We start from the raw sequence: 19,976 nt of genomic DNA, 5'->3' as shown, positions 1-19,976 counted from the left end.
TCTGAAACATAAAATATAAAATGGTATGACATCTGTATTTGAGTCAACTTTAACGCCTGGTTTAAAAATTCTTTTAGTAGAAGATTGTGGCGAAGATGCAGAACTTATTCAAGAACTGCTGTCTGATCCCCAACTAGGACACTCAATTGATGTGACCAATGTAGTTCGCCTCCGGGAAGCGATAGAAATTTTAAGCGACAAAATTTTTGATGTAATTTTATTAGATCTTTCACTTCCTGACAGCCCAAAATTTAATACTTTTTTCCGACTTCAAGATTGCGGTATAAATACTCCGATCGTCATTCTGACAGCGGGCGATGACGAAGAACTGGCTGTCGAGTTAATTGCCGCCGGCGCCCAAGATTATTTGGTGAAAAGACAGCTAGACAGCCGGCTGCTGGTGCGGACGCTCAGGTGCGCGATCGCCCGCCAGAAACGGCAAGCAGAATGGCAAAAAAGTCAAGAAAAATACCAGCAGGTTGTTGGCAATATCAAAGAAGTCGTTTTTGAGACAAATACTGCTGGCAATTGGACTTTTCTTAATCCGGCTTGGACGGAAATTACCGGATTTACCGTTGATGAAAGCTTAGGGACTTCCTGTTTGAGTTACATTCATTCTGAGGATCAATACCAATATTTAAATTCGTTTAGAGGTCAGAGACCAAATCAAGAAACATCCTGTTGTTACCAAAGTCGATATATTACAAAAAATGGCGAAATTCGGTGGGTAGAAGTGCAAGAATTTTTTATTGTGGGCTGGAACGGCGAGGCGCAGGGGACGACAGGAACTATCAATGATGTTACCGATAAAATTTTAGCACTTTCCGAACTAGAAGCTAGTAAAAAGTTTTTGAATTATACAATCAATGCAGTTGCAGACCCACTTTTTGTAAAGGATGAACAGCACCGCTGGATACTGTTAAATGATGCTTTTTGCAAGCTGATAGGGAAGCAGCGCGAGGAACTGCTGGGCAAATCGGATTATGACTTTTTCCCAAAACAAGAAGCTGAGATTTTTTGGCATACTGACCAACAAGTGTTTAGGACGAGGAAAGAAAACGAGAGTGAGGAAATATTTACGGACGGCAACGGTACAAAGCACATTCTGTCTACTAAAAAAACTGTATTTGAAAATTCCGACGGCAGTAAAATTCTCGTCGGGATAATTCGAGATATCACTGAGGATAGACGCCAACAATTAGCGCAGCAAGAAAGCGAAGCTAGACTTCGGCAACTTGCTGCCAACTTGCCGGGAATAATTTATCAATTTCGTCTCTCAACCCACGGCCAAAAAAGTTTTCCTTATATTTCTTCTGGCAGTCGGTATTTATTTGAATTAGAACCCGAAAATATTCAGCAGAATCCTCAACTCCTTTTTGATTTTATTCATCCAGATGATCGTCAAAAATTTGAAGAATCTATTGCTGTTTCTGCGGCCAATATGCAGGCATGGCAGCAGGAATGGCGCGCGATTGTACCGTCGGGAAAACTTAAGTGGATGCAAGGAGTTTCGTCGAGACCGGAACGAGTTGATTGTCCGACGGAAATAGGACAGGAAGGGGATATAGTTTGGGAAGGTATGGTGCTGGATATTACTGATTTAAAACAGGCCGAAGCAGCTTTGCGGGAGAGCGAAGCCAGATTTCGATCGCTCGTTGAGAATATCCCAGGCGCTATCTGCCGCAGCTTGTATGATGCTGAGTGGACGATGGTATTTATTAGCGATGAAATTGAGGTAATTAGTGGGTATCCTGCTGGGGATTTTATTGGCAACAACGGCTTGAGTTTTGCGACTATTGTCCACGAGGCAGACAAGGAAATGGTCGATCGACAAATCAGCGCAGCAGTAGAGTCAAAACAGCCGTACAATCTAGAATACCGGATTGTTCGCGATGACGGGGCGGTGCGGTGGATGTCGGAAAGAGGTAGGCCAACTTACAATCTAGAAGGGCTAGTTTTGTGGCTCGACAGAGCGATTTTTGATATTACCGATCGCAAACAAGCCGAACTGACTCTGTGCCTGGTAACTCAAGCTGTAGACAGCGCTAGTGATGCGATCGCGATCGCAGATTTGGACGGTTATTCCGTTTATCATAATCAAGCATTTATTCAGCGCTACGGCTATACAGTTGAGGAACTAAATAATGCCGGCGGCCCAGCAGTAATGTACCCCAAATCTCAAGATTTGAGAAAGTTATTTAGGGTGCTGCGGAAAGGTTTTTCCTGGGAAAGTGAAATTGAAATTAAGAGTAAAAATGGCGCTATTATAGAAACTTTCTTGCGAGCTAACTGCATTAAAGATAGCGCTAGTCAACCGATAGGAATGATAGCCATAATTGCCGACCTCACAGAAATAAAACGCACCGAATCGGCATTAAAACTCAGTCAAGAGCGATTGCAGTTGGCGGTTTCAGGCAGCTCTTTGGGGCTGTGGGATTGGAATATAGCTACTGGCGAAACTTATTTCGACTTTTATTGGAAATCAATGCTAGGCTATGCAGAAACCGAAATTGAAAATAACCTCAAAGGTTGGGAAAGTTTGGTGCATCCAGAAGACCGAGTGAAGGTAATGGAATGTTTAAATTCCTATTTAGAAGGTGAGACTGATATCTATGAATTTGAATTTCGGATGCTCAACAAAGCGGGCAATTGGCAGTGGATTCTGGCGATGGGCAAGGTAGTCGAGTACGACGAATGGGGTGCGCCGTTGCGGATAACAGGCACTCACAAAGATATCAGTGCCCGCGTTGCAGCAGAAGCCGAAAAAACTCAGTTGATCGCATCTTTGCAACAACTTGCCGAACAGTTGCAAGCAGCGCAAAAAATAGCCCGCATCGGCAATTGGGAATTCGATAGGGGAGCAGGAGTTCTTACTTGGTCGGAAGAACTGTTTCGAGTTTACGGTCGAGAATTGAATTGGCCACCGACAATGGAAGAACTTTTAGAGCAAATTCATCCCGATGACAAAGAAAGGTTTACACAAGTTGTAGAAAAGGTCGTGACTGAAGGGACAGCTTACGACATCGACCACCGCATCTGTTTTCCATCAGGAGAAATTAGGCACATTAACGCTAAAGGAAAAGCTGTTAAAAATGAGTTTGGTCAGGTGGTGCGGCTGTTTGGCACGGCAATGGACATTAGCCATCGCAAAAAAGCAGAAATTGCTTTACAAGAAAGCGAACAGCGATTTCGAGCTGTATTTGAACAAGCGGCGATAGGCATTGTTAAAGTGTGGCCCGACGGTCAATTTTTGAATGCAAATCAAGGCTTTTGCAATATTGTCGGATACTCCGAGTTGGAACTGAAAGTGCGAAATGTTGGGGAGATTTCTCACCCCGAAGATGTAGCAGCCGATGTCGAGTCGCGCGACAGACTGTTAGCTGGGGAAATTTTTAATTATTCCATTGAAAAACGCTTTATTCGCAAAGATTGTTCATTTGTTTGGACTAATATGACTGTATCATTAGTGCGGGATGGGTTTGGGGAACCTAGCTATGTAATTGCTGTGATTGAAGATATTAGCACTCGCAAACTTGCCGAGGCTATCTTGCGCCAGCAATTAAAGCGGGAACGCCTGGTGGTAGCGATGCTGGAACGCATTCGCTCTTCTCTAAATTTAGAAGAAATCTTGACAAAAACTGTTGCTGAAGTACGGCAATTTTTGCAAACAGACCGGACAGTTATTTATCGCTTTAATCCAGATTGGAGCGGTTTTGTAACTGTCGAGTCGGTGGGAAAAAATTGGCTGGCAATTCAGGGAATAATTATTGATGATTCCTGCTTTGAAGACAGCTATGCTTCTGCTTACGAAAACGGTCGCCCTCTAGCTGTAGATGATATTTACAAAGCAGACCTTTCCGAGTGTTACATTAATTTATTAAGTCAATTTCAGGTGCGAGCTAATTTGGTAGTGCCAATTTTGCAAGGCGAGAAGTTGTGGGGGCTATTGATTGCCCACGAGTGCGCGGGCCCCCGCCACTGGCTCGAAATTGAGGTCGAGTGTCTCAAACAAATTAGCGTGCAGTTGGCGATCGCGATTCAGCAATCAATGCTGTTTGAGCAAGCAGAAAGTGAAATTGCCGATCGCAAACAAGCCGAGTCAGCTTTGCAGGAATCGGAAGCGCGAGAACGTTCAAAAGCGCTAGAGTTAGAAGCAGCTATTAACAAACTCAGAATGACTCAAGCTCAGCTCGTTCAAAATGAAAAAATGGTGAGCTTAGGTCAGTTAGTCGCGGGTGTTGCTCACGAAATTAATAACCCTGTTAGCTTTATTCACGGCAATCTAAATCCGGCTCGCAATTACACTTTAGATTTGCTGGAATTGATTAAAGTTTACCAGCATTACTGTCCTAATCCTCCACCACAAGTCAGGGAGAAAATTGATGAAATAGACTTGGATTATATTGCTGAGGATTTCCCGAAATTGTTTAATTCGATGCAAGTAGGAACCGAGCGAATTGTCGAGATTGTGAAATCGTTGCGTAATTTTTCCCGATTGGACGAGTCCGCTGGAAAGTCGGTTAACATTCACGAGGGGATTGATAGCACTTTGATGATTTTGCAAAATCGGTTAAAATCTCACAGCAGTCATGGAGAAATTCAGATAGTTAAAGATTACCAACTATTGCCACAAATTGAATGTTTTCCTGGCGAGTTGAATCAGGTATTTATGAATATTTTAATTAATGCGATCGATGCTTTGGAAGAACGGGACAAGCAGCGTTCGATCGAGGAGTGCGATCGACATCCCAGCACGATCGCTATTCGCAGTTATCAGGCTGGTGCGGGCTTCGTAGCGGTATCTATTGCAGATAACGGGCGGGGGATACCGGAGTCAGTGCGATCGAGGCTGTTTGACCCGTTTTTCACGACTAAACCTGTGGGCAAGGGCACGGGTTTGGGACTGTCGATTTCTCACTCGATTATAGTCGATCGCCACGGCGGCAGATTGAGCTGTATTTCGACACCGGGAGAGGGAGCGGAGTTTTTGATTGAAATTCCAGTGCGGCCGAATTTAACAGGTAGGAATTCAAATTTGGGGCAATAAATTAGCAATTGGTAATTGGAAATTGGGAAGCGGAAATGGGTAATATCAAATACGGTAAGATCGGAATTATACCCTGCAAGCGAGCATTATCTTTGCTCCGAGTCACTCGATCGCATCCCGCTGGCAGTGCACTCAGAAAATTATTACTCTGATGCCAAGGTCAACAATATGAGTTATGAGTTGTGAATTGTGAGTGAAAAATCAAACACGATCTTACTAATTACCCATTACCTTCAACTTTTACATAAAAATCGGGGAAGATTCCGAGTTACTGCTGGCGTGACAAATGCGATTTTTGCCTTCGGTTTTGGCTTGATAAAGGGCACTGTCAGCGCTGCGAATTAGGGTGTTGGGAGATTCCTGGGCAGAAGGAATCGCTGTCGCAATGCCGCAACTGAGGGTAACGTAGGGGCCGATCGACGATCGCGCGTGGGGCAGTTTCAAGCTGGCGATGCCGTCGCAAATTTTCCGGGCGACAACGTTTGCCCCTTGGGCGCTGGTGTTCGGCAGCACTAGGGCAAATTCTTCGCCACCGTAGCGGGCAGTCAAATCCCCAGCCCGGTTGGTGCCTCTGGCGATCGCCCCGGCAACTTGGCGCAAACAATCGTCCCCGCCCAGGTGCCCATAAAACTCGTTGTAAAGTTTAAAAAAGTCGATGTCAAACATAATTAAAGACAGCGGCAGTTCCTCTCTTGCCAATCGGCGCCACTCTAAGCTCAAAACGCGATCGAACTGGCGGCGATTGGCAATGCCAGTCAGTCCGTCAGTAGTTGCCAGTTGCTGCAATTTTTGATTGGCTATTGCTAGCTTGCGGTAAAGTTGAGATTGTTCGATCGCGATCGCCACTTGATTTGCCAAGTGCTGTAAAAAATCTATTTCCCACTGCTGCCATTCCCTGACACCGCAGCAATTGTATGCTGTCAACATTCCCCACAAACTATTGCCATTTTCTGCGATCGAATCCGGCAAACTTTTCCCCTGCGCCTGCGCTTGGTCGCTCGCCTGCTGCCAGATATAATTTTCCGCTGCATCTTGATTTTTCTCGACTTCCCAAACAGTGGCTTCTTGTGTTTCTTTTGCCGTTTCCCAATCGCCTGATTGCCAAATTGGCACGCTGATCACTGCTGCAATTTCACAATCTGTCAACAATTCTTTGCAACTGCCAGCCAAGGGGGCAGTGCTGACATCTGCTATTGCTTGTACCGACTGGGATTCGACTAAAACAAAGCATGACACCGCCAAAGCAGCACTAATATTTTGGTTTTCAATATAACCTTCTGGCAAACCGTCACCTGCGACGATCGCACCTTTTTGCTCTTCCCCGTCCAATTGAGAGACCCAATCCTGACAGCGATAAATTAAAACGCGGTCTGTTTGGAGAAATTGGCGCACTTCTGCAACGGTATTTTGGAGAATGCTTGCCGGATCTATTGACGATCGAATATGTTCGATCATTTTGCCCAACAGCCGCTGTCGGAGAGCCTGCTGCCGCAATTGTTCTTCGATTTCCTGGCGTTCGATGGCGTAATGGATTGCCCGCACCAGCAGAGTTCGGTGAAATCTTCCCTTTACCAAACAATCTTGAGCGCCCCAGCGCAATACCGACCGGGCCATATTTTCATCGTTGATATCTGTCAGCACCACAATTGGCAATGTGGGCCATCGCCCTTTCAAAACTGCGATCGCCTCGCTTCCCCTCAAGCTGTCTGACACTGACAAATCTAATAGTACGGCGTCAAACTTTTCTACTTCCAGACACCCGACTCCTCTCTCCAGAGACGTAACAGTTTGGAGGAGAAATAGAGACTCGCTGAATGACCCTAGAAGGTCTTCGATCATTGTCGGAGCTCCGAGGTCATCCTCAACCAACAAAATTTTCAGACATTGGTGACGTATTAACACAACTATAGCGTTCGGAGCGCGTCGAAGGCAACTTTTTGGTTTTGAGAGCGATACTTGCGATCGGGAGCATCTCACTTTTGCAGCCCAGCTAGAAATTGGAGTTTTGAGGCAGGAGGCAGGTGGCAAGTGGAACAAGGAAAGACGAACAAGGAAGGAGCCAGAAGAATTGTTTTTACAAATACGAGATGCCCTCTTGCGATCGGCCAATATTTCGGCTTATCAAATTCACTATACACTCAAACTATGGATTTATGCCTCCTTTAAAGCTTACATATCCGGCGGGAGTGAAACGATTTCAAACCAATACTCACATAAAGTCTTCATTACTTCAAGCAATCCTTCAAAAGTTACTGGTTTGGATATGAAAGAATTGGCTCCCAATCGGTAGCAAAGCAAGATATCTCCTCGGCGGTGGGAAGTTGTGAGCATTACAACTGGAATTTGTTGCAAATGGGGGTCAGATCTGATCGAAGTTAGTGTTTCTCGTCCGTCCAGCCTCGGCATATTCAGATCCAACAGTATCAAATCTGGCTGATGCCAATTGCTACTAGCCAAATATTGACCACGACGGTACAAGTAGTCTAGCACTTGTTCTCCATTTTCCACAAATTGGCTCGTAATGGCTAATCGAACTTCTCGCAGTGCTTCCTCCATCAAAAAGCGCGTATCCTCGTCATCGTTTGCTATTAAAAGAGTAAATTTTTTCTTTTTATAATTCACGGCTTTGCCTCACTACCAAAGTCTTTTGTGAGGTTGCGGGACTTTGAGCCGTGTCCGAGTAACTGCAAAGCATCTCTTGCCATCATCTGGTAAATCTGGCTAAAAACACTGAAATTGTGTTGCAGTAATTTACCGTTTTTCTCCATTTGCAAAGGTTTGCGAATCATGCTTGTTTCACTTGGCAGTCTGCCCGAGAACCGGCAAACTGCAAACACATCACAAATCCTTGTCCGCGAACTACTAGGGAAACTACTGCATCCCAAAGCAAGATGCTCTGGATACAGTTGAAAAAAATTAACAAGTCTTGCGTGCACCGCTGATTTATAAGTTGTATAAGAATAGAGCTAATAGATTTATATTGATAGATTTTTAGCTCGATGTCATCAGTGAATATGCTACACTTGAGCAGCATTTTTGTAAAGAATAGATAAAGATATTTAAAGCTTAAGTAAAGGACTGGTGACAATCAAGCAATTTGGTTAAAAGCCCCCGGATTCATCCGTGGAACGAGAACAAAGCTCCGAATCCTCATCACCCGCCCCCGGATTTATCAATGGGGTCGTTTTCTTCAATTATAAAATCTAAAATCTAAAATCGATTGACTTCTCCAGGCGGGCTGCTGACTTCACTTTGGTATAGGAATAGAAAAATAAAAAGTCGAGCCTCGATTGGGTTCTGATTCTACCCAAAGGCTGCCGCCGTGTCGATCGACAATTCTTTGACAAATCGCTAAACCGATACCAGTTCCCGAATACTGTTTTTGGGTGTGCAAGCGCTGAAAAATCTGAAAAATTCGCGGATGGTACTGTGAGGCAATCCCAATACCATTATCCTGCACTGAAAACACCCAGCTATCCCCCTGACGCGAAGCGTCCACCTGCACCACCGGCGCTTCACTGCTGCGGTACTTAATGGCGTTACCAATTAAATTTTGAAACAGTTGCAGCAGTTGAAAACTGTCACCTTTTACCCTTGGCAAATTTCCCCTAGTAACTGAAGCTTGATTCTCGCGGATAGCCAAATGCAAATTAGCACAAGCATCCTCAAAAACCCGATTGCAATCTATCATCTCAAAAGGTTTCTGACTGCGACCTACCCGCGAATACTCCAGCAAGTCATCAATCAGCGCCTGCATCCGCTCGCAAGAATGAACAATATTGCGGATAAATTTATTCCCTTGGGTATCAAGTTGGTTGGAAAAGCGTTTTTCTAATAGTTGAGCGTAGCCGGCAATCGTGCTCAAAGGCGCTTGCAAATCGTGAGAAGCCACGTAAGCAAACTGTTCTAGTTCGGCATTAGAACGAGTTAATTCTTGAGCGTAGCGGGTTTGAGTGTCTAAACTCTCTTGCAGCAATTCTTGTACCAACTTGCGTTCGGAAATATCCTCGATCGCACAAATCAAATACTGCAGCGTCCCCTTGACATCGCGCATTGCCGAAACAGTAACATTTGCCCAGCGCACTTCCTCATCTTTGCATAGCAAACGCTTTTCCACAGAAAAAGTTTGAATCTTCCCGGATAAGAGTAAGCGCAGGTATTCTCTGTCCGCTTCTCTGTCATCTGGGTGAGTAATTGCCTCCCAATTTTGCTGCAACAATTCGGATTGTGCATAGCGGACAATTTGACAAAAGCCGGGATTTACCCGCATAAATTTACCGCAAAGCGCGGTTTTAGCTATGCCGACTGCCGCTTGCTCGAATATCGCGCGGAAGCGTTCTTCGCTGTCTCGTAGGGCAATTTCTGCTCGTTTGCGCTCGGTAATGTTACGAAATGTTACTGCCAGACCATCGTTTAATTTCACCGCCACAATGTGCAGCCAAACAATTGTATCTCGCTCCTGTTCGTAATAAAGTTCTTGGTCTACAGTTTCTCCTGTTTCTACTACAGAAACATACAAATCAAATAACCCGTTATTGCTAACTTGGGAAACTTTGGCTAACAAATTCTTGCCAACTATGTCATTTAATAGCAGACCATAAAATTTTTCAGCGGCCGGGTTGATCAAGAGCCACTGGAAATCTACAATATTTCCCTCACTGTTGCGGACAGCAGAATAAGCCACCACACAGTCTAATGAACTATTTAATATGCTAGCAAGCAGCGACTGTGACTGTTGCAGTTGATAATTTTGTTCTTTTAATTGCTGTTGCAGTTTTTGCAAGCGGACTTGCTTGTCGATGCGCGCCAAAACTTCTTCTACTTGAAATGGTTTAGTAATATAGTCAGCGCCTCCTACCCGAAAAGCTTGTAATTTATCGTTCATTTCATCTAATACGCTTAAAAAGATCACCGGAATTTGTTCGGTTTCCGGTGTCGCTTTCAGTCTCCGACAAACTTCATAACCGTTCATTTCCGGCATTCTAATGTCGAGTAAAATTAAATCCGGGCAATGGCTGAGCGCAACATTCAACGCCAGTGGACCGCAAATAGCTCGGTAAACTTGATACCCCTGGGATGTTAGCAGTTTGGATAAGAACCGCAGATTGCTTGGTTGGTCATCAACCACCAATACTTTAATTTCGCTATTATCCATTTATTTTAAACTCGATTGAGTTAAATCCATTATCTTGTCGAGTCGGTAATCGGCAAGCAAATCTTTTAAAGCCTCAGCTAAAGTTGGATTACTTTCCCAGATGCGATCGACAAGTTGAATCGCCAGCTCTTCATTAACATCATTAGCTGCGTCATAGAGTTCCTGCACCCAACTTTGAGGCATCTGAGCCAGGAGCCCTCCGAAAAATGAATCGGGTTTTTCGTTCACACAATAACGCCGTAAAGCCCCGACTGGCAGCCGGGGCAACTCTTGATAAAGATAGCGCACTTTCAAGTAGCAAGCCATCTTATCAAAAAGTATTTGTTCTTGAAAAGGTTTCCGCACAAAATCGTCGCAACCTGCGGCGATAATTTCGCCTTTTTTTTCCTCAAAAGTGCTAGCAGTCAGAGCAATAATTACAGTTCGCCACTGAGTTGGTTTCTCTTTCGCTCTAATTTGTCGGACAGCTTCAAAACCGTCCATTACTGGCATTCGCGTATCCAGCCAAATTAAATGAGGCTGCCAACTTTCCCAAAGTTCAACCGCTTGGTAGCCATTTTCCGCTTCTCGGACTTCAAAACCAATTGGTTGCAACATCTTAACCAGCAGCAGCCGATTTTCTTGATTGTCGTCAACTGCTAAAATCCGATAAACCGGTTGATCTGCTTCTAGTGCGATCACCCGCTGCAATGTCGCCACTGTTATTTCAGACGCAATAGCGGCAAATACTCGGATATTAAATTTAAAACTGGTTCCCTCACCTAAAACACTTTTTACCCAAATATCCCCGCCCATTATCTGCACGTATTTTTTAGTAATTGTCAAACCCAATCCCGTACCATCAGCCGCTTTTTTCCCCGCTTGTGTTTGCACAAAAGCATCAAATAAAGTATCAATTTCTGCTGTTGCTATGCCAATTCCAGTGTCTTCAACTTCAAACAAAATTAACAAGGGTTCGACTGAGGTAGAGTTAGGATGACTTTCCGATTCGGCCGGCGGTGGCTGGTTGCTTTCCACGCTCACGCGCAGCCAAATACGGCCCCCCTCGTGAGTAAATTTCAGGGCATTTCCCAGCAGGTTAATTAAGCAGACGCGCAGCTTGTTTTCGTCAGTTTTTATATATTGGGGAACATTTGCCTGGACGGAAAATCTCAGTTGCATTTTTTTTGTTTCAGCTTTGATTTGAAACATTTCTTCGAGAGTGTCGAGGAGTTGATAAAGGTCAAAGCTGCGTTCATCTAAGCCAATTATCCCTGCTTCTATTTTCGACAAGTCTAAAACATCGTTAATTAGTTCCAGCAAATGTTGACCGCTGCGGTTAATAATTCGGAGATTTTCGAGATTTTCGTGGCTGAGCAAAGAGTCGCGGCTCATGACTTGGGTAAAACCCAGGATGGCGTTGAGGGGAGTCCGCAATTCGTGGCTCATGTTGGCAACGAATTGACTTTTTGCAAGCGATGCAGCGGCCGCTGCTTCTTCGGCTTTTTTGCGTTCTATTATTTCTTCTTGCAGTTCTTTATTGCGATCGAGCAATTGTTTTTTCAGTCTTTGGATAGTCAATTGGTGTTCGATTCGCGCTAAAACTTCTGCTACATGGAACGGTTTAGTGACATAATCTACGCCTCCAACTTTAAAGGCGGTTACTTTGTCCAATACTTCATCTAAAGCGCTGATAAAAATAACTGGAATTTCTGATGTCTTCGGATCTTCCTTGAGCTGTGTGCAGACTTCGTAGCCGTCCATTTCCGGCATTTTAATGTCGAGCAAAATTAAATCGGGAGAACCAGAGCGCGCGGCTCTAATTGCCATTTTCCCGTTAATTACGCCGCGGACTTTGTAGCCCCGATCGGACAGCGTTGCTGATAAAACTTGCAAATTTTCTGGAGTATCGTCAACAATTAATATGTTGCCTTTATTTTCTTCTATTTGATGGTTGGTCATCGCTCGCTATTTTTTGTTAATTTAAGAATTATTGAAATTATGAAAACTGGTTAAATAATGATTATAGCACTCCCTCCTCAATGAACTCCTTTTATATTTACAGAACTTATCCTAGTTAAAATTTGAGATGTGAGATTAAAGGGGAGCATCTCAATGAAAGCAGCCAAGCTAGAAATAGGAGTTGGGAGCCAGGAGCCAGGAGCCAGGAGGAAAGAGGAAGAAGGAAGGAGCCAGAAGAAGTGTTTTTACAAATATGAGATGCTCCCGATTAAAGAATGGGAATGACCGATGATGACCAGGGTGTCGAGCTTGGCTACAAGTAAATTAGCCGATCGCCTGCGGGGGAGTTTACAAATAGGCGATCAACCTAAATCATCAATAATCCTGAACCTGCCCCTATCCCTTCTTCTTTCCTCCTTCAACAATTTCTAAATTCCTCAATCAAATCGATAATCCGATCACATCGGAAGTTATTCGCCAAATCGGCGATCGCGCTGCGGAAACTAGCATTAATAGGAGGAATCGACAACAACAGCCGAAAAATCTCCTCGTTATCAACCGCATCTGCCGCAGAATACAATTCATCAATCCATTCAGCAGGCATAGCTTTCAAAAATGAAGTATTGAGCGTGAAAGCCAAATCAGCCGTTTCAGTTGCCGTGGAAACCTCGGCGGACAGCGCAGCATCAGAACTGAGCGAAGCTTCTCGATCGTAAACATAGCGGACTCCCAGATACTTAGCCATCTTTTCCAGAATCACTTGCTCCCGAAAAGGCTTCGCTACAAAATCATCGCAACCAGCAGACAAAATCAGCGATCGCTCCTCATCAAAAGCACTTGCAGTCAGAGCAATAATCACCGTTGCTTGACCTTTCAAATGCGCTTTAATCTGTTTAGTAGCTTCGTAACCGTCCATCACGGGCATCCGCATATCCATCCAAATCAAATGAGGTTCCCAACTTGACCACATTTCCACAGCTTGAACGCCATTTTCAGCTTCCTGCACCGCAAAGCCGAGCGATGTCAGCATTCTGACCAACAGCAAGCGGCTTTCCAGGCGATCGTCAACAGCTAAAATCCGGTATTCTGGCTGTCCGGGTTCGAGACCCACCACTCGGCGAGCTGTTTGAGCCACCTGAATTTCCACTGCATTAGGGAGCGAAACTTTAACATCAAATCTAAAAATGCTGCCGCGACCGAGGGTGCTTGTTACCGTCATCTTCCCTCCCATTAACTGAACGAACTGCTTGCTGATTGGCAAGCCCAAACCGGTTCCTTCTTGAGCCTTTTTACCGCTTTCTGTTTGGGCGAAAGGTTTAAACAAATTGTCCATTTCTTCCGCAGAAATTCCTGAACCAGTGTCTTCCACTTCAAATAGCAAAGAGCAATTCTCACTGGGCGAAATCTCGGGGTGATTTTTATTTTTCATCAGCTCATGTTTGAGTCTTAAATTAACACCACCTTCCGCAGTAAATTTAATAGCATTTCCGACGACATTTATCAATACTTGTCGCAACTTGCTTTCGTCAGTTTCTATATATTGAGGTAGATCTGGTGGGCAATCACAAATTAACTGCAACCCTTTTTTTTCGGCTTGCAGCTTCAGCATATTTTCAGTATTTTTTAGCAGTTTATGCAAGTCGAAGGTGCTGTTATTAAGTGTCACCAGGCCGACTTCAATTTTTGACATTTGTAGAATATTGTTAATTAAAACGAGCAAATGTTCCCCGCTCTGGGTAATAATTCCTAAGTATTGCTGTTGGTCGGCACCGAGGTCTGGGTCGCGGGCTAGCAGTTGGCTGAAACCGAGAATTGCGTTGAGGGGAGTTCGCAATTCGTGGCTCATATTCGAGAGAAATTCGCTTTTTGCCCTGTTCGCTCTGTCGGCTTCTTCTTTGGCTTTTTGCAGGACTATTTCAGCTTGTTTGCGTTCGGTAATATCGCTAGCCGTGCCTGTTGTGCCGATGATGTTTCCTTCAGCGTCCATGCGGGCGATCGCCTTAGTATTTATATCAATCTTTCTGCCGTCTTTTCCTAATACTATATTTTCGTACTGAAACACTGTTTTTCCCGTCAGCAAGCGCTGCTGAAGTTCCCATTTCCAGTCTATTTCTCCTGGAACCAAGAAATCGCTAAAAGAACAGCCGAGCATTTCTTCAGGCTCGTAACCGTAGATTTGTTTAACTGCTTGGTTCACAAAAGTAATTTGCCCTTGAGCATTGCAAGACCAAATAATATCTTGGGAAGTTTCAACTAAATGACGGTATTTTTCCTCGCTCTCTGCAAGGGCTATTTCTGCCAGCTTGCGTGGAGTAATGTCCATCAAAGTTGTGAATAGTTTTGTCACTTGCCCTTGTTGATTGACAACTACTTCTCCTCTGGCTTCAATGTAGCGGATGAAGCCGGCTTCGCTTATTTGTGATGGGCAATTATCCGCAGCAATTTTCGGTTCCGGGCGCAGAATTCGATATTCCAAACTGTAAGATTGCCCGCTAGCAATAGCAGTGTCGATAGTTGTTTGCCACTTTTGTCGATCGTCCGGATGCACGTATTGCGAAAACTCAGTTAGTGTTGGCGCAGGCTGGGTTGGATCGAGCCCAAAAATCCGAGATAACTCTTCCGACCAAGTAGTTGTGTTGGCAGAGAAATCGCATTCCCAATTACCGACACGGGCGATTCTTTGCGCTGCTGCTAAAGAAGCCGCTACAGATCGGAGTTTTTCTTCAGCTAATTTGCGATCGCTAATATCTTGAATCACAGAAATCACGCAGGTTTCGCCATGAATGTCAATGATTTCTGCTGACAGCAGCCCGGTTCGGAGTCCCCCTGTATTAGTGCGAAAATCAAATTCGTAGTTGAGAACAATTTTTTTTTCGTCTAACATTTTAAACAACTCCGCGCGGGCTTGTATATTTTCCCAAAAATTCAACTCAAGCGCCGTGCGATCAAGAATTTCTGCCGCCGAATAACCGATTGTCTGGCAAAAAGCCTCATTAATTTCTAAATAACGACCGTCATTAAGTCTGGTAATAGTAATCGGGTTGGGAGAAGAACGAAAAGCTTTAGCAAACTTTTCCTCAGACAAGCGCAGTTGTGCAGTCCGCTCCTCGACTAAAGTTTCCAATTCTTGATTCAGCTCTTGGAGTTGAGCATTTTTTTCGGCTAATTGCTTCTCCCTAAAATAACTGTTGATGGCTTCTTTTACCGTCAACTTCAAATCTTCGGACTGCCAAGGCTTCGATATATATCGGTACAATTTAGCATATTTAATAGTATTCGCCACTGCTTCTAGGTCTGCTTGCCCTGTCAGCATAATTTTGATAGTTTTTGGCGACATTCTGTGAATCTGCTTCAGCAATTCGTCCCCTTTGATATTCGGCATCAGATAGTCGGAAATCACTGCTACGATTTCGCAGCCCTCTGCCAGCAATTCCTCGATTAACTCTAAAGCATCTTCGCCGCCTTCAGCGGTTTCTAATAAGTGTTCTTCCCCCAGGGTTTTTTTTAACTCAATTTTCAAACTTTCAAGAATTATCGGTTCGTCATCCACACAAATAATCACAGGTTTATTGTTCATTTTTTGCCAAACCCGATTTTATAGTTTCTACTAATTCTTTACGATCCCACGGCTTGTACAAACAGCGGTGCAAGTTTGCTTGCTCTTTCACCCGTGCTATTGCTACTTCGTCGGCTTGTCCGGTCAGCATAACTTTCACAATTTTGGGATATTTTTGGTGAACCATAATCAAAAAATCATCTCCTTTAATACCTGGCATTAACCAGTCAGATACTATAACCAAAGTATCACTTTCATCTTCTTTGTGAATTTCCTCCAGAATTTCCAGAGCTTCATCTGCATTTTCTGCTACTTCATAAAGGTAAGCATCCCCAAATTCTTTTTTAAGTTGAATTTTTAAACTATTTAAGACCACAACTTCATCGTCAACGCACAGAATTACTGGTTTAGGCATAAAACTTTACTTCTATTAATTTTTAAAACTTGGGCTTTCCCCTCTTGTTTAAATTGCTCTCAAGGAATTTCGAGGGGCAAGGATATAGTAAATTTTGTTTGACCAGGCACGCTTTCTACTTGCAGTTCACCTTGGTGTTTTTCTAGAATTTTTTGAACTATATCTAATCCCAAACCACTGCCTTCCCCTGGAGGTTTAGTTGTAAAAAACGGCTCAAAAATTCTCGGCATAATTTCTGGGGGAATGCCGGGGCCACTGTCGGTAATACTGACTGATATTACGTCCGCTTGGTTTTTGACATCAATTTTTAACACTCCTTTGTTGCCCATCGCTTGTAAAGCATTGTGAACCAAATTTGTCCAAACTTGATTGAGTTCATCAGGATAGCATAGCACAGAGGGCAAGTTAGTACCATAGTTTCTGACTACTTCCACACCGTGTTTGATTTGGTAGTGGTAAAGTGTTAAAACAGTATCAATACCGTCGGTAATATTAGCCATTACTTTGGAACCCGACTGGTCGTAACGAGAGTAGCTTTTCAAAGCAAAAACGATCTTGGCTGCCCTATCTGTAGCAGTTGCAATATTTTTAGTGCTTTTTTGTACCGTAGCAAATTGGTAGGCAGTTTGTACAATGTTTCGACTTTGACTGTCTTTCAACAAAGGTAAAAAAGGTTTTACATTATTGCCGATGCCGATATCTAATAAAGTACAGGCAAGACTGGCGGCGTCGTCAATGTTTTCTGATTCTAATTGCCCCTGCAAAAGTTTCTTTAACTGACGTTTTTCTTTACTAGATAATGTATCTGTTTCTTGGCTGGACTTGTGTAGCAAAGCAAAAAAATCCTGCCGCCGTTCCGGGGATAGTTGTTGAAAAAAAATCGGCAACTGCTGCAACTGTTCCGTCCAGAAGTCGGCGATGTTCTGCACAGAAGAGCGAATCGCCCCTAGAGGAGAATTGATTTCATGAGCAACTCCGGCAATTAACTGTCCCAGGGCTGCCATTTTTTCTGATTGAATGAGTTCTTTTTGAGTCCGCTTCAGTTCTTCTAAGGTATGAGATAATTCTGCATTTTTTTGGCACAGTGCTGACTCGGCTATTTTGCGGGCGTTGATGTTGCGGGCCACCCAAATGACTGCATCTTTTGAGAACAGAGAAATGCAGGCGGAAAACCAAATTTCTCGCCCACAAACTCTTAAGCTGTAGTCAAAATTGAGAGTTTGTTGTGTTTCTAACACTTGCTGAACTAACACCCACCAATCATCCGGGTTGTCGTCGTCAAAAAAATGTTCTATGGTCAAGCTGACTATATCACAATCAGGCTCAGAAGCCGCTGCCACATTCGTTGGCAAAATTTCTATGTTCCGCTGACTGTCTAGCACGAGAACGATGTCGGTCATCGCTTCAAAAACGGCGCGGACTTTCTTTTCAGAAAAGTGCAATTTTTCTTCGAGCAATTTTCGCCCGCTAATTTGTTGCTGCAATTCTTCGTTACTTGCTGCTAGTTGAACTGTGCGGTCTAGAACTCGCTGTTCGAGTTCGGTGTTGAGGCGACGAACTTCAGCTTCAGCGGTGGTGCGGTCTTGTATTTCCTTTTTTAACTGACTGTTGGCATTAATTAATTCTAAAGTTCGCTGTTTGATTTGTTCTTCCAAATTATCATTTAAAAGTCGCAATTTTTCTTCGACTTCTGTTCTCCGCAACGCTTCTTTTTGCAATTGTTCGTTCATTTTGTTCAACTCCTGAATTTTGTCGGCAACTGTTTCCTGCAAAAGCTCGACATTTGCGTGCATTTCTACCGGATCTAAGGCCTGCAGCAGGCTAATTTCAGTCACAATTCCGGCTAAATATCCTTCCTCGTCCACCACCACCAAGCGCCGGATGCCGTGTTGCTGCATTAACTGGTGAGCCTGCCACAAGGTGGCTTTTACCTGCAACGGTATCAGCGGAAAACTCATCGCGGCGGTGACGGGAGTACGTGCAAAATCTAGTCCAGAAGCTTGGAATTTAACAATGTCGCGTTCTGTTATTATGCCCACAGGTTTCTGATTTTTGTTGTCGCTGTCAGTGCAAATGACTATGCAGCTTTTCCGCTGGGTTCTCATCTGTTTTGCGACTTCTAAAACTGAGGCGCTGCTTGAGGTAAATATTAATTGTCTAGTCATAATTTCTTCGGCGCGCCACATTTTCAGCAGGTCTGCAGGTTTGAGAATTTGACGGATGCTTTCGCAGGTGATAGCGCCTAGCAAGTTGCCACCTTCGTCTAGGAGGGGTAAATGACGGATTCTTTTCGATCGCAATATGCTCAATACTTTGAAGATATTTCCCGCTTGATCGAGGGAAATGGCGATCGGGTTTTCAGTCATCACCTCAGAAATTGCCACCCCTGCTAGCGGTATTTCGCTAGCAGTTATTTTCACAACATCGCGTTCTGTAAAAATCCCGAGCAATTGCTGCTCAAACGCGATTAAAATGCAACTGGCACTCGCCTGAGTCATGGCAGCAATTGCGACTTTCAAGGGTGTGTCTGGAGGCAGCACCGGCGGTTTGGGGTCGATCGCCTGTTCTAGTAAGCTTTGGGTATCAGAAACTGTTGTTGACATGGGCAAATCAAGGGGGATAGATGCAGGCGGAACCGGCACTTAATACCATTTTAGATTTCCGATTTTACTCTCGCGGTGCGCTCACCGCAATCCAGCTTTGACATCGGTCTAGAGTTGCATTTTTAGTCGCGCATTGGTATGATTTTTAATGGGAGCGCGCTAAACGGCGATCGGAATTAACACCATACATATCCTTTGAGCGATAACTGATGTTACTTCTATTTTACCCGAATGTTTTTCCACACTTTTTTAAAAAAATCTCCCGTCCCCACCCGCTGCCTTCGTCGGCGGGTTTTGTGGTAAAGAACCGAGCAAATATTCGTGGCAAAATTCCCAGGTAATTCAGTTGCCACTGACGAGCAGGCTCTGATTTTCTGCTGTCCCCTCTACTTTTAAAATTAGGCAATTCTCTATAGCTTGTAAAGCCTTGTGCATCAGATTTATCGAAACTTGTTTTAGTTGGTCAAGCTCAGACAACTATTTAGGCAGTTGAGCTTGAGAAGTTCTGACAAATTCTACTCTGTGTCCTAGTTATTTTAATCAAAAGTCAATATAGTTTTAATAGCTCAGTAATATTGGCAATGAGTTTTTTCCCTACAGTTCTAGCGAGAATATTTTTTGAAATAAAAATTACTTGGGTGGCTCTTTATAGCAAATTATATTCTTGGGAATTGGTGAGTAAAGGCTAGAGACTATCTTCCTAACTCAGCAAGTTAAGCATCCTTTAATGAAATATTTGATTGCAGCGCAAGTTTATGGATTCCTTCATTTGATCAAGCAGGTTGCTCGATTCAGAAATTCCGCGTTTTATTTCTGTAAGTTCTTGATATACCAAATAGGAATATTGAGATTTTTGGCACAATGACCTACAACTTCCAATTCCGCGTTTTTGAGAAAACTTTAATAGCTTTCTCGGAACATTGGTTGGGTTTCCCTGATAAAACTTGCTGTGAGCGATACAAGCTGCTACTAAATATAATATCCTGCCTCAGAGGCTGTGGGCATTGAACATCGATAACTGTAGCTACGTGTTGCAGTAACTAGCAGCCCAGAAAATCATGGTGCCCGCAATTGTAAATAATAACCCTGCCTTTGCGCGCAAGCATTCAAGGCAGGGTTATTATTGAGTATTCCGAATTCTCAAGGGTGAAGCGACGGCGCTGCTGCCGACTGCGGCTGCCCAGCAGTGCACTACTCGCCCAATCGAGTGATTTTAGCGCTGCGTTGGGCCAACATCAGCACTACATAAATAGTCATTA

At 43.9% G+C, this 19,976-nt stretch carries 9 protein-coding genes; 1 reads left to right on the top strand and 8 read right to left on the bottom strand.

Annotated elements, in window-relative coordinates; all coding sequences use genetic code 11:
* Positions 1 to 25: 25 nt before the first annotated feature.
* On the top strand, positions 26 to 5,047 hold the full coding sequence (locus QUA04_RS04875; protein WP_333254306.1) for a PAS domain S-box protein: 5,022 nt from the start codon (positions 26 to 28) through the stop codon (positions 5,045 to 5,047).
* 240 nt (positions 5,048 to 5,287) lie between these two features.
* On the opposite strand, the gene QUA04_RS04870 is transcribed toward QUA04_RS04875, so the two are convergent.
* The 8 genes from QUA04_RS04870 to QUA04_RS04835 all read right to left on the bottom strand — a co-directional run bounded on the left by QUA04_RS04870 (position 5,288) and on the right by QUA04_RS04835 (position 18,717).
* Positions 5,288 to 6,949, bottom strand: a complete 1,662-nt coding sequence (locus QUA04_RS04870) for a diguanylate cyclase domain-containing protein (protein ID WP_333254304.1) — start codon at positions 6,947 to 6,949, stop codon at positions 5,288 to 5,290.
* A gap of 267 nt (positions 6,950 to 7,216) precedes the next feature.
* A complete protein-coding gene (locus QUA04_RS04865; protein ID WP_333254302.1) occupies positions 7,217 to 7,669 on the bottom strand; it encodes a response regulator in 453 nt (150 codons plus the stop codon).
* Positions 7,666 to 7,836: a hypothetical protein gene (locus QUA04_RS04860; RefSeq protein WP_333254300.1), complete on the bottom strand. Its 171-nt coding sequence runs from the start codon at positions 7,834 to 7,836 to the stop codon at positions 7,666 to 7,668. The genes QUA04_RS04865 and QUA04_RS04860 overlap by 4 nt, the downstream gene beginning before the upstream one ends.
* 458 nt (positions 7,837 to 8,294) lie before the next feature.
* Positions 8,295 to 10,202: a PAS domain S-box protein gene (locus QUA04_RS04855; RefSeq protein WP_333254296.1), complete on the bottom strand. Its 1,908-nt coding sequence runs from the start codon at positions 10,200 to 10,202 to the stop codon at positions 8,295 to 8,297.
* Entirely contained in the window at positions 10,203 to 12,143 is a 1,941-nt protein-coding gene (locus QUA04_RS04850; RefSeq protein ID WP_333254294.1) for a response regulator, read from the bottom strand.
* A 418-nt stretch (positions 12,144 to 12,561) separates the two neighbouring features.
* Positions 12,562 to 15,720: a PAS domain S-box protein gene (locus tag QUA04_RS04845; protein ID WP_333254292.1), complete on the bottom strand. Its 3,159-nt coding sequence runs from the start codon at positions 15,718 to 15,720 to the stop codon at positions 12,562 to 12,564.
* Positions 15,710 to 16,114, bottom strand: a complete 405-nt coding sequence (locus tag QUA04_RS04840; RefSeq protein ID WP_333254290.1) for a response regulator — start codon at positions 16,112 to 16,114, stop codon at positions 15,710 to 15,712. The genes QUA04_RS04845 and QUA04_RS04840 overlap by 11 nt, the downstream gene beginning before the upstream one ends.
* A 59-nt stretch (positions 16,115 to 16,173) precedes the next feature.
* A complete protein-coding gene (locus QUA04_RS04835; RefSeq protein ID WP_333254288.1) occupies positions 16,174 to 18,717 on the bottom strand; it encodes a CBS domain-containing protein in 2,544 nt (847 codons plus the stop codon).
* Between the last annotated feature and the right edge of the window lie 1,259 nt (positions 18,718 to 19,976).

Origin of the sequence: Microcoleus sp. S13_C5 (genome assembly GCF_036700845.1) — a bacterium.
Taxonomy (GTDB): Bacteria; Cyanobacteriota; Cyanobacteriia; order Cyanobacteriales; family Microcoleaceae; genus Microcoleus.
The sequence above is the reverse complement of the archived record's forward strand: the minus strand, read 5'-3'. Positions and strand labels throughout refer to the sequence as shown.

Coding starts and splice junctions, on each gene's coding strand:
- QUA04_RS04860 (WP_333254300.1), bottom strand. CDS start 7,836: ATGATTCGCAAACCTTTGCAAATGGAGAAAAACGGTAAATTACTGCAA.
- QUA04_RS04835 (WP_333254288.1), bottom strand. CDS start 18,717: ATGTCAACAACAGTTTCTGATACCCAAAGCTTACTAGAACAGGCGATC.
- QUA04_RS04875 (WP_333254306.1), top strand. CDS start 26: ATGACATCTGTATTTGAGTCAACTTTAACGCCTGGTTTAAAAATTCTT.
- QUA04_RS04855 (WP_333254296.1), bottom strand. CDS start 10,202: ATGGATAATAGCGAAATTAAAGTATTGGTGGTTGATGACCAACCAAGC.
- QUA04_RS04845 (WP_333254292.1), bottom strand. CDS start 15,720: ATGAACAATAAACCTGTGATTATTTGTGTGGATGACGAACCGATAATT.
- QUA04_RS04850 (WP_333254294.1), bottom strand. CDS start 12,143: ATGACCAACCATCAAATAGAAGAAAATAAAGGCAACATATTAATTGTT.
- QUA04_RS04840 (WP_333254290.1), bottom strand. CDS start 16,114: ATGCCTAAACCAGTAATTCTGTGCGTTGACGATGAAGTTGTGGTCTTA.